9 protein-coding genes are annotated in these 10,829 nt (G+C 66.0%); 4 read left to right on the forward strand and 5 right to left on the reverse strand.

Annotated elements, in window-relative coordinates; all coding sequences use genetic code 11:
* The first annotated feature begins 22 nt into the window (after positions 1 to 22).
* Positions 23 to 1,021, forward strand: a complete 999-nt coding sequence (locus ACIP0B_RS12660) for an AraC family transcriptional regulator (protein WP_400832272.1) — start codon at positions 23 to 25, stop codon at positions 1,019 to 1,021.
* A 119-nt stretch (positions 1,022 to 1,140) separates the two neighbouring features.
* Here the strand turns inward: ACIP0B_RS12660 and ACIP0B_RS12665 are convergent, their stop codons facing one another.
* The 3 genes from ACIP0B_RS12665 to ACIP0B_RS12675 all read right to left on the reverse strand — a co-directional run bounded on the left by ACIP0B_RS12665 (position 1,141) and on the right by ACIP0B_RS12675 (position 3,916).
* Positions 1,141 to 2,487 carry an ATP-binding protein gene (locus ACIP0B_RS12665; protein WP_400832274.1) on the reverse strand — a complete coding sequence of 449 codons (1,347 nt, stop codon included), beginning with the start codon at positions 2,485 to 2,487 and terminating at the stop codon, positions 1,141 to 1,143.
* Positions 2,484 to 3,161, reverse strand: a complete 678-nt coding sequence (locus ACIP0B_RS12670; protein WP_400832275.1) for a response regulator — start codon at positions 3,159 to 3,161, stop codon at positions 2,484 to 2,486. Before ACIP0B_RS12670 ends, ACIP0B_RS12665 begins: the two co-directional genes overlap by 4 nt.
* Before the next feature lie 149 nt (positions 3,162 to 3,310).
* Positions 3,311 to 3,916 carry a hypothetical protein gene (locus tag ACIP0B_RS12675; protein WP_085578199.1) on the reverse strand — a complete coding sequence of 202 codons (606 nt, stop codon included), beginning with the start codon at positions 3,914 to 3,916 and terminating at the stop codon, positions 3,311 to 3,313.
* A 140-nt stretch (positions 3,917 to 4,056) separates the two neighbouring features.
* Between ACIP0B_RS12675 and ACIP0B_RS12680 the strand changes: the two genes are divergently transcribed.
* Both ACIP0B_RS12680 and ACIP0B_RS12685 read left to right on the forward strand, forming a co-directional pair.
* Complete coding sequence (locus ACIP0B_RS12680) at positions 4,057 to 4,848, forward strand: dienelactone hydrolase family protein (protein ID WP_400832276.1); 792 nt, start codon at positions 4,057 to 4,059, stop codon at positions 4,846 to 4,848.
* Between the two features lie 164 nt (positions 4,849 to 5,012).
* The gene (locus ACIP0B_RS12685) at positions 5,013 to 5,738 is read left to right on the forward strand and encodes a 4'-phosphopantetheinyl transferase (RefSeq protein WP_400832278.1); all 726 of its coding nucleotides are present in this window, start codon (positions 5,013 to 5,015) and stop codon (positions 5,736 to 5,738) included.
* A 159-nt stretch (positions 5,739 to 5,897) separates the two neighbouring features.
* Here the strand turns inward: ACIP0B_RS12685 and ACIP0B_RS12690 are convergent, their stop codons facing one another.
* Together ACIP0B_RS12690 and ACIP0B_RS12695 are read right to left on the reverse strand one after the other, a co-directional pair.
* On the reverse strand, positions 5,898 to 7,508 hold the full coding sequence (locus ACIP0B_RS12690; protein WP_400832279.1) for an ATP-binding protein: 1,611 nt from the start codon (positions 7,506 to 7,508) through the stop codon (positions 5,898 to 5,900).
* Positions 7,505 to 8,227 carry a response regulator gene (locus tag ACIP0B_RS12695; RefSeq protein WP_217890955.1) on the reverse strand — a complete coding sequence of 241 codons (723 nt, stop codon included), beginning with the start codon at positions 8,225 to 8,227 and terminating at the stop codon, positions 7,505 to 7,507. The genes ACIP0B_RS12690 and ACIP0B_RS12695 overlap by 4 nt, the downstream gene beginning before the upstream one ends.
* Positions 8,228 to 8,988: 761 nt before the next feature.
* On the opposite strand from ACIP0B_RS12695, the gene ACIP0B_RS12700 reads away from it, so the two are divergent.
* The coding region (locus tag ACIP0B_RS12700) for a ribonucleoside-diphosphate reductase subunit alpha (protein WP_400832281.1) at positions 8,989 to 10,829 on the forward strand (1,841 nt) is incomplete at its 3' end.

The raw sequence follows: 10,829 nt of genomic DNA on the forward strand, positions 1-10,829 counted from the left end.
CCCGAGGGAGGATTTGCCGTTTATGCGCGAACGCACCATTGCCAGTCATTTCGCCCGCGCCGCCCTGGTCGGCGCGCAGCGTTCGGGCCACGACTGTTCAGACCTGCTGCAGCAGTTGGGCATCAGCCCCGAACTGCTGGAGGAGCCGCGCGCGCGGATCGCCCCGGAGCAGTTCACCCGGCTGATCCAGGGCCTGTGGCTGGCGCTGGACGACGAGTACCTGGGGTTCGGCCGTGCGCCGAGCAAACCCGGCAGTTTCGCCATGATGTGCCATGCCGTGATCCATTGCCGCACGCTGGAGAAGGCGCTCAACCGCGGCTTATTGTTTTATAGCCTATTCCCCGAGGCCCCGCGCCTGACCCTCAGCCGCGAGGACGAGTGGGTGCGCCTGAGCCTGGACGATTCGCAGCTGTGGGATCCGGATCACTTCCTGACCGAAAGCCTGCTGGTGATCTGGCATCGCCTGGGCAGTTGGATGATCGGCCAGCGGATCCGCCTGGAGCAGGCGACGTTCAGCTACCCCAAGCCGGCGCACGGTGCCGAGTACGACCTGCTGTTCTCCTGCCCGTTGTCGTTCTCGGCCGGGCAAAGCAGCCTGCGCTTCCACAGCCGCTACCTGGGCATGCCGCTGCTGCAGGACGAGCGCACCCTCAAGCATTTCCTCGAACGCTCCCCCGCCGACCTGCTGTCGCGCCCGGACGACGGCAACAGCCTCAGCAGCCGCCTGCGCCGCCTGCTCAGCCAGGACAGCGCGCGCTGGCCGGACCTGGACGCGGTGGCGGCGCACCTGCACATCAGCCCGCAGACCCTGCGCCGGCACCTGCGCGAGGAAGGCACCAGTTTTCAGGAGCTCAAGGATCAGTTGCGGCGGGATATCGCCATCTATCACTTGGGGCGGGCGGATCTGTCGTTGCAGGCGATCGCCGAGCAACTGGGGTTTTCCGAACCGTCGGCGTTTCACCGGGCGTTCAAGAAGTGGACGGGGCTGACGCCGGGGGCCTACCGGGCGCAGGAGCATTGAGCCCCGCGGCGAACGGACATGGGTCATCGCCAGCAGGCTGGCTCCCACAAAGTCCAGTGCCGGTCACCCATCTCCCGTGGGAGCCAGCCTGCTGGCGATGAGGCCGGCACGATCAGCCGCTAGACCGCCGGGAAACAAATCCTGAACGCCGCCCCGCCCATCGGCGAATCCCCCAGGGTCAGCTTCGCGCTGTAGCTCTCGATGATGTCCTTGACCACCGCCAGGCCGATGCCCTGCCCCGGATGCTGACGGTCCAGCCGCTCGCCGCGCTCCAGGATCCGCGCGCGCTGATCCTGCGGCACGCCGGGCCCGTCGTCCTCCACGCACAGCTCGACCCCGGCCAGGCTCTCGCACACGCTGATGCGCACCTCGCCCAGGCACAGGCGATAGGCGTTCTCCAGCAGGTTGCCCATCATTTCCAGCAACGCGCCCTGCTCGATCGGCACATAGCAGTGCTCGGGCAGGTCGAAGGCGACCCGCACACGCTTGTCTCGGTAGACCTTGTCCAGGGTGTCGCACAGGCTCTGCAGCACCGGGCGCAGGCGCACCTGATGGCGCACCAGCCCGCTCTTGCGCAGGCTGGCCCGCTGCAGCTGGTAGCTGATCTGCTGGCTCATGCGTTCGATCTGGCTCTGCAGCACCCAGGCCTGATCCCGGTCCTGCGGGCGCTGGGCCATGTCTTCGCTGACGCCCTGCAGCACCGCCAGCGGGGTCTTCAGGCTGTGGGCCAGGTCGTCGAGGGAATCGCGGTAGCGGCTGCGCTGCTGGCGTTCGCTGTGCAGCAGGCGGTTGAGCGAGCCGGTCAGGCGCAGCAGTTCGCGCGGGTGCTGTTCGCTGAGGCTCTCGCGGGTGCCGCTTTCGATTTCGTCCAGCTCCTGGCTGAGCCGGCGCAGGGCCTTGAGGCCCCAGGTCAGGCCGATCCACAGCAGCGCCAGCAGCACCAGCAACGCGGCGCCGAAGCCCAGATAGAGATTTTCGCGCAGGCCTTCGAGGGTGGTTTCGTACTCGCGCACCGGTTGCAGGGCGACGATGCTGAACGCCGCGCTCTTGCCGCCCAGCAGCTTGACCTCGACGTCGTAGACGAAGAACTCCTGGCCGTTGCTCTCGCGGATCCGCGCGAACTCGTTGCCGAGCCCGTCGTAGCGCGGCTTGTAGTTGATCTGCTCTTCCTGGGTCGCCTTGGAGCGCCAGACCAGATGCCCTTCGCGGTCGTAGATGTAGCCCAGCAGGCGGAAGTCGGCGAGGTTGAAGCGCTCGTCCGGCAACTGCGTCGGCATCACCAGGCGGCCGTTCTCCACGCGTGCGGCGGAGATCAGCGTGGTGACGTCCGACGCCAGGCGCTGCTCGATCGAGTCCTGCAGCGCCAGGCTGAACGCGCCCTGCATCGCCGGCAGCAGGGCGAGCATGAACAGCACCGCCAACGTCGTGGCGGCGAGCATCAAACGGACGCGAAGGGAGCGGATCAAGTGCAGCGCTCGTTGAACAGGTAGCCCAGGCCGCGCACGGTGTCGATCGGCTTGAACCCGGCCGGGCCTTCCAGTTTGCGGCGCAGGCGGCCGACCAGCACTTCGATCACGTTCGGATCGCGCTCGTCGTCATCCGGGTACAGCTGCTCCATGAGGCGGTCCTTGGGCACCACCTGCTGATGGTGGCGCATCAGGTATTCGAGGATCCGGTACTCGTAGGCGGTCAGCGCCAGCGGCTTTTCGTCGAGGGTCGCCTGCTTGCGGTTCAGGTCCAGCAGCAGCGGGCCGGCGACGATGGTCGACTGGGTGAACCCGCTGGAGCGGCGCAGCAGCGCATTGAGGCGCGCTTCGAGCTCCTCGAACTGGAACGGCTTGACCACGTAGTCGTCGGCGCCGGCGGCCAGGCCTTCGACCTTGTCCTGCCAGTTGCCGCGGGCGGTGAGGATCAGGATCGGGAACGCCTTGCCGCCCGAGCGCAGCTGGCGGATCAGGTCGAGCCCGCCCATGCCCGGCAGGCCGAGGTCGATCACCGCCAGATCGAAGTTGAACTGGCCGGTCTGGTACAGCGCCTCCTCGGCGTTGGCCACGGACTCGACCACATGGCCGCTTTCCGTGAGGCGGGTTTGCAGGTGATGGCGCAGCAGCGCTTCATCTTCGACGACCAACAGCTTCATGACCTTCTCCCAGTCAATCGATATTTCCGGACACAACAGGTGGAAGCCAGCCCGCTGGCGAGGGCGATCCGGCAGCCGACAAAGGGTCGACCGTCAGGACGCCATCGCCAGCAGGCTGGCTCCCACAGGGCTTTGCAGTCAACCGCGCCTCAGAAAGCGTAGTTGGCCGACAGGTACGTCTGGGCGCTGCTGGTCAAGTCCAGCGAGCCCTGCTTGCTGCCGCCGCGCTCGCTCATCTCGGTGCTGGCGTTGCTGCGCAGGTAACGGTAACCGAGTTCCACCGAGGTGTTCTGCGACACTTGCTGCAACACACCGAACTGGCCGCCGACCGCGTAACCGATGTCGCTGTCGTGGCTGAAGCCCGGGGAATTCTGGCTCAGCTTGGTCAGGCCGGCGGTGGCGCCGCCGAACAGTTTGGTGCTGTCGCCCACCGGATAGAACAGATCGTAGCTGCCGAGCAGGTTTTCCTGGCGCAGTTTAATGCCATTGTGCGAACCGGACACGGTGTCGTAGGTGGCGTAGTAGCGGCCCTGGCTGTTTTGCTGACCCAGGCGCACGCCCCAGGTGTTGTCCTTGCCGATCACGCCGTCGGCGTCCGGGTGGCCCAGGTTCTCGTTCAGGGCGTTGGACTTCTTCACTTTGTCGCTGGTCTGGCCGAACGTCAGGCCGGCGAAGTTGGAGGTGGTGTCGGCATGGGCGGCGATGCTTGCGCTCATGACGGTGAAAGCCAGCAGCAGTTTGTTCAAACGAGTCATAGGGTGTTCCTCATGTGTGCTCTTCGGGTATGGCGCAAGGTTAACGGCCCTCCCCTGTACCGCCCCTGAACGCTCTCTGAACCTGCGCTGAACCAAATGGACTAGGCTGTCTTGACCCCTTTTTGTCAGGAGACCCGACCATGCGCCTGTTCCTCGCCCTCGCCCTGCTCCTCGCCAGCGGTTTCAGCCAGGCGGCGATCAAGACCCAGGAAATCCCTTACCAGAGCGCCGACGGCACCCGGCTGATCGGCTACTACGCCTACGACGACGCCCTCAAGGGCCCGCGCCCGGGCGTGGTGGTGGTGCATGAATGGTGGGGGCTGAACGACTACGCCAAGCGCCGCGCCCGCGACCTCGCCGGGCTGGGCTACAGCGCCCTGGCCATCGACATGTACGGCGACGGCAAGAACACCGAGCACCCGAAAGACGCCATGGCCTTCATGCAGGCGGCGCTCAAGGACAGCGCGGCGGCGGGAGCGCGGTTCCAGGCCGGCCTCGACCTCTTGAAGAAACAGCCGCAGACCGATCCGCAAAAGCTGGCGGCCATCGGTTACTGCTTCGGCGGCGGCGTGGTGCTGAATGCCGCGCGCCAAGGCGTGCCGCTGGCCGGCGTGGTGAGTTTCCACGGCTCCCTCGCCACCAGCACCCCGGCCACGCCCGGCAGCGTCAAGGCGAAGATCCTCGTCGAGCACGGCGCGCTGGACAGCATGGTCACCCAAGACAACGTCGCGGCCTTCAAGGCGGAAATGGACAAGGCCAAAGCCGACTACCGCTTCGTCAGCCTCGACGGCGCCAAGCACGGCTTCAGCAACCCCGACGCCGACCGCCTGAGCCACGGCGACCATGGCGGCCCGGACATCGGCTACAACAAGGCCGCCGATGAAAAGTCCTGGGCGGACATGCAGGCTTTCTTCAAGAAGCTCTTCGGCTGATCCCTCCCGTGGCGAGGGAGCTCGCTCCCGTTGGGCCGCGAAGCGGCCCCTGGCTTTCGGGCCGCTGCGCGTCCTGGCGGGACGGCGCGACGATTCGACAAGCGCCCTCGCCACAGGACACGTGCCGCTTTCCAGTGCCGGCGCCACCCGGCAAAATGCCTCCCATGAATGCCGATCCCCTGCTCCCCGCCTGCTGCTCCGCGCTCGACGCCCATTGGCCGTTGCCCACGGCGCTGCCCGACACCGTGCTGCTGAGCACCCGTTTCGACCCGTCACGCCTGCTCGGCGATGACTTTGCCCGCGCCGCCATCGAGCCCCCGCCGAGCATCCAGCGCTCGGTGGCCAAGCGTCAGGCGGAGTTTCTGGCCGGCCGCCTCTGCGCCCGCGCTGCGCTCCAGCAGTTGGAAGGCATAAGCGTGGTGCCGGCCATCGGCGAGGACCGTGCCCCGGTGTGGCCGGCGCACATCACCGGCTCGATCACCCACGGCACCGGCCGCGCGGCGGCGATCGTCGCCCACAAGCGGCATTGGCGCGGGCTGGGCATGGACCTGGAAAACCTGCTCGACGCCGAACGGGCCGAGCGCCTGGCCGGGGAAATCCTCACGCCGCCGGAACTGCAGCGCATGGCCGCCGGGCCTCGTGATCAGGTGGCGTTGTGGGTGACGATGACGTTTTCGGTGAAGGAAAGCCTGTTCAAGGCGCTGTATCCGATCGTGCGGCAGCGCTTCTACTTCGAGCATGCCGAAGTGCTGGAGTGGACACCGGAAGGCGCCGTGCGGTTGCGCCTGTTGACGGACCTGTCCGGCGAATGGCGCAACGGAACGGAACTGGATGCACAGTTCGGGATGCAGGACGGACAGTTGCTGAGCCTGGTCAGCATTCCCGCCTGAAGGCTTGCGCCCTCACCGACGCCATCGCCAGCAGGCTGGCTCCCACAGGTTTCTGCGGTGAGATGCAGGAGCGAGCCTGCTCGCGATGAGGCCGGCACCCTCCATAAAACGGTGGGAGCCAGCCTGCTGGCGATGGCGACGGCAGCTTCACCGCAAGACCTAGCGCCGTTCCTGATTGCGCGGCCAGCTCAGGCTGAAGCACGCCCCGCCCAGGCTCTTGCTCTTGCCGATCAGCGCCCGGCCATCGTGCCAGTGGATGATCCGCCGCACGATCGACAGGCCCAGCCCATGCCCGCCGGACGCCCGCGTGCGGCTGTCGTCCAGGCGCAGGAACGGGGTGAAGATCTTCTCCCACGCGGCCTCCGGCACCCCGGGGCCGTCGTCCTCGACGTCCACCCGGCAGCGCAGCTGCCCCACCTGATAGCTCACCGTGACCTTCGAGCGCGCATGCCGCATCGCGTTGCGCACCAGGTTCTGCAGCGCCCGGTGCAGGTAGCGCGGCTCGGCCTCGACCCAGGCATCGTCGCAGTCGGCCGCCGACAGGCACAGGCCGCGCTGCACCGTGACCTCGGCACGCAGCGGCGCCAACTCGGCGATCACCTGATTGACCAACGCGTCGAGGTCGATGCGCTGGAAGGTCAGCGCCGGCGAGCCCTGCTCCAGCCGCGCGTAGGTGAGCATCTCGTCCACCAGCTTGTCGAGGTCCTCGATGTCGTGATCCATGCCCTCGCGGTATTTCTCCAGCGCCTGCGGGGTGGTGGCCGAGCCGATCATCTCCAGCCCGAAACGCAGGCGCGCCACCGGCGTGCGCAGTTCATGGGACACCGCACGCACCAGCTCGCGCTGGATGGCCAACAGTTGCTGCAGGTGCTCGGCCATGCCGTTGAACGCCGCCGCCAACTTGCCCACCGAGTCGGCGCCCCGCGCCGGCACCCGGGTTTCCAGGCTGCCCTTGGCGATGCGCGTGGCCGCGGCCTCCAGGCCCCGCAGGCGCCGTTCGAGCTGGCGCACCAGCAAATAGACGATCAGGCCGATCAGGGTCAGCCCGAGGGCGGCGATCAGCACCAGCCACTCCGGCGGATAGGGGTTCATCTGGTACAGCGGCCCGATCTCCAGCACCCACGGCGTGCCGACCATGCCGGCGAACACCCGGATCGAGTCGCCGCCCTTGCCCAGCGCCATCACCGTGTCGCCTTCCGAGACGCGGCGGCTCTGGTCTTCGTCCATGTCGGCGTCCTGCACCGTGACCAGCCGCAGGTCGAAGCCGAAGCCCTTGTCGTCCTTCAATTGCGCCAGCCGCTTGGGCTGCTCGCCCACCGGCACCCGCACCAGTTCATCGGCCAGCAGATAGATGGTCGCCCGCGCCAGTTGCTCGCTGATCTGCTGCACGTCGCCGGTGAGCACCAGTTGCTCCTTGTTGCTGACCAGCCGGTAGACCCGCGCCGCGTGCGGCCCGGTCTGCTCCACCAGGGCCTGGCCGCGCAGCACGCGGGTGCGCTGGGTCAGGTCGAGGTCGGTCTGGGCGAAGGTCTTCAGCGCCAGCGGAATGCCCAGCAGCCGCTCCCACACCAGCAAGGCGCGATGGCGTTCGGTTTCGTTCATCGGTTGCAGGTTGTCGGCCATCAGCGAAAAGGTGCCGTGGGCCAGGCGCTCGCGGTACTGCTCGCTGCGCACCTGGTTGAGCAGGTGCAGGGCCAGCACGCCGAGCACCGCCACCAGGATCAGCGCGGCGCACATGCCGCCGTAGATGCGCAGGAAGATCGAATTCACAGCGGCAGTTCTGCGCAGGCTTCCGGCACGAACAGGTAGCCTTTGCTGCGCACGGTCTTGATCAGCCGCGGATGGTCCGGGTCATCGCCGATCTTGGGGCGGATCCGCGAGATGCGCACATCGATCGAACGGTCCTGGCCGTCGTAGCCGATGCCGCGCAGCGCGGTGAAGATTTCCTCCCGGGAGAGGATCCGCCCGGCGTTGGACACCAGCAGCCAGAGCAGGTCGAACTCGGCGCTGGTCAGTTCGATGCCGCTGTCGCCCAGCCAGGCTTCGCGCAGCGCGCTGTCCACCACCAGGGGGCCGAACTGCAGGCGGCGCGCCTTCTCCGCCGCCGGCTCCGGCGTTTCGCTGCGCCGCAGCAGCGCCTGGATGCGGGCCAGCAGCAGGCGCGGACGCACCGGTTTGCAGACGTAGTCGTCGGCGCCCAGGTCCAGGCCCAGGATCTGGTCGGCGTCATCGGTGCGCGCCGTGAGCATCAGGATCGGCCCGTCGTAGCGGTCGCGCACCTTGCGGCAGATGCTCAGGCCGTCTTCGCCTGGGAGCATCAGGTCGAGGATCACCAGGTCCGGCTGCTCCTTGACGATCCGCGCCGCCGCCAGGGCGCCATTGCCTTCGATCTCCACCCGCAAACCGTTGGCCTGCAGGTATTCGCGGGTCAGTTCGGCCAGACGCTGGTCGTCCTCGACTATCAATACCTGCCAGGCTTCTTGCTCCACGGGTGACCTCTGCTAGCCGATGCTGCCTATATAAGGAAAGGTTGTCCCTGCGGAAAACCTCAGGATCCTCCCGTCTTTTTGTCATCTTCCGGGAGTAAAAGAATGCTTGCGCACGGGCCGATTGTATAAACGCCGACCGGCAGGAACACAAGTCGGCAAATGCGTCTGGACACCGTGTTTTTTTGTGATAGGGTTCGCGCCCTCAAAAATTTGCGGCAGCCAAATTCTGCGGCGGAAAACAGTGACAAACGGTCCGGCTCAGCAGGGTCGCGGCCTACACGCGAATTCGAGATTTCCCACACAATTTACGCACAGGGTTATCCACAGGTAGTACGTTGCAATCCCTCCCCAAAACGCATTATCTTGTAGCCCGCGCGCAAAAAAACCCTAGATGTTGGGGTTGGCGCCCAAAACCCAAACACAAGTCCGACAGTGAATTCAAGGCTTTTTATTGCCATTGTCGGGTTGAACCAAACGATTTTTCAGAAGCCCAAACCGCGCCTGCGGATGGCAACCGTTTTTCAGCCGTTCACGGCGATGACGGTACGGGAGTTGCAGTCAAGAACGGCCCCCGGAACGGAATGCGGTTTCACGCGCACCGCGCGGACCGAAGACTTCGGCATGGAAGCGGCGCCCACAAGGCCCCTTCCTGAACTGTCCCGAAGTCGTTATGCCCGGCCCTTGCCGGTTGTAGTGCTTCAGGACGGAACGGTGGGCACCGAGACGGTGCCCAAACAAACATAGAGAACGTGGAGACACCCATGCAAACCGACACAACTCGCGAGAACCCGCAGGGCACCTTGCCGCAGGCCGCCGATTCGAATTCGGATCTGGCCGCCACCGCGCCTGGCCATCTGCGCGTGATCAAGCGTAACGGCACTGTCGTTCCTTACACCGATGACAAGATCACCGTCGCTATCACCAAAGCGTTCCTCGCAGTTGAGGGCGGCACCGCTGCCGCCTCGTCGCGAATCCACGACACCGTCGCCCGCCTGACCGAACAGGTCACCGCGACCTTCAAGCGCCGCATGCCGTCGGGCGGCACCATCCACATCGAAGAGATCCAGGACCAGGTCGAACTGGCCCTGATGCGCGCCGGCGAGCAGAAAGTCGCCCGTGACTACGTGATCTACCGCGACGCCCGCTCCAAGGAGCGCGCCACCCGCACCACCGCCGAAGCCCCGGTGCAGGCTCACCCGTCGATCCGCATCACCCGCGCCGACGGCAGCCTGGCGCCGCTGGACATGGGCCGCCTGAGCACCATCGTCAGCGAAGCCTGCGAAGGCCTGGAAGAAGTCGACGGCGAGCTGATCCAGCGCGAGACCCTGAAGAACCTGTACGACGGCGTGGCCCTGAACGACGTCAACACCGCCCTGGTGATGACCGCCCGCACCCTGGTCGAGCGCGAGCCGAACTACTCGTTCGTCACCGCCCGCCTTTTGATGGACACCCTGCGCGCCGAAGGCCTGGGCTTCCTGGGCGTCGCCGAGAGCGCGACCCACCACGAGATGGCCGACCTGTACGCCAAGGCCCTGCCGGCCTACGTCGCCAAGGGCATCGAGTTCGAACTGCTGAACCCTGTGCTGGCCGACTTCGACCTGGAGAAACTGGGCAAGGCGATCAACCACGAGCGCGACCAGCAGTTCACCTACCTGGGCCTGCAGACCCTCTACGACCGCTACTTCATCCACAAGGACGGCGTGCGCTTCGAACTGCCGCAGATCTTCTTCATGCGCGTGGCCATGGGCCTGGCCATCGAAGAGAAGCAGAAAGAAGACCGCGCGATCGAGTTCTACAACCTGCTGTCGTCCTTCGACTACATGGCGTCGACCCCGACCCTGTTCAACGCCGGCACCCTGCGTCCGCAGCTGTCGAGCTGCTACCTGACCACCGTTCCGGACGACCTGTCGGGCATCTACGGCGCGATCCACGACAACGCCATGCTGTCCAAGTTCGCCGGCGGCCTGGGCAACGACTGGACCCCGGTGCGTGCGCTGGGCTCGTACATCAAGGGCACCAACGGCAAGTCGCAAGGCGTCGTGCCGTTCCTCAAGGTGGTGAACGACACCGCCGTGGCCGTGAACCAGGGCGGCAAGCGCAAGGGCGCTGTCTGTGCGTACCTGGAAACCTGGCACATGGACATCGAAGAGTTCATCGAGCTGCGCAAGAACACCGGTGACGACCGTCGCCGCACCCACGACATGAACACCGCCAACTGGATCCCGGACCTGTTCATGAAGCGCGTCTTCGACGACGGCAAGTGGACCCTGTTCTCGCCGTCCGAAGTGCCGGACCTGCACGACCTGACCGGCACCGCCTTCGAAGAGCGCTACGAGTACTACGAAGCCCTGACCGAGTACCCGGGCAAGATCAAGCTGTTCAAGACCATCCAGGCCAAAGACCTGTGGCGCAAGATGCTCTCGATGCTGTTCGAGACCGGCCACCCGTGGCTGACCTTCAAGGATCCGTGCAACCTGCGCAGCCCGCAGCAGCACGTGGGCGTCGTGCACAGCTCGAACCTGTGCACCGAGATCACCCTGAACACAAACAATGACGAGAACGCGGTCTGCAACCTGTGCTCGATCAACCTGACGAACCACAT

The organism is Pseudomonas sp. NPDC089534 (genome assembly GCF_044749305.1).
GTDB lineage: Bacteria > Pseudomonadota > Gammaproteobacteria > Pseudomonadales > Pseudomonadaceae > Aquipseudomonas > Aquipseudomonas ekonensis.

What these genes read in the sequence shown, in the direction of transcription:
- ACIP0B_RS12660 (WP_400832272.1), top strand. Translation starts at nt 23, where the DNA reads ATGCGCGAACGCACCATTGCCAGTCATTTCGCCCGCGCCGCCCTGGTC.
- ACIP0B_RS12670 (WP_400832275.1), bottom strand. Translation starts at nt 3,161, where the DNA reads ATGAAGCTGTTGGTCGTCGAAGATGAAGCGCTGCTGCGCCATCACCTG.
- ACIP0B_RS12675 (WP_085578199.1), bottom strand. Translation starts at nt 3,916, where the DNA reads ATGACTCGTTTGAACAAACTGCTGCTGGCTTTCACCGTCATGAGCGCA.
- ACIP0B_RS12680 (WP_400832276.1), top strand. Translation starts at nt 4,057, where the DNA reads ATGCGCCTGTTCCTCGCCCTCGCCCTGCTCCTCGCCAGCGGTTTCAGC.
- ACIP0B_RS12685 (WP_400832278.1), top strand. Translation starts at nt 5,013, where the DNA reads ATGAATGCCGATCCCCTGCTCCCCGCCTGCTGCTCCGCGCTCGACGCC.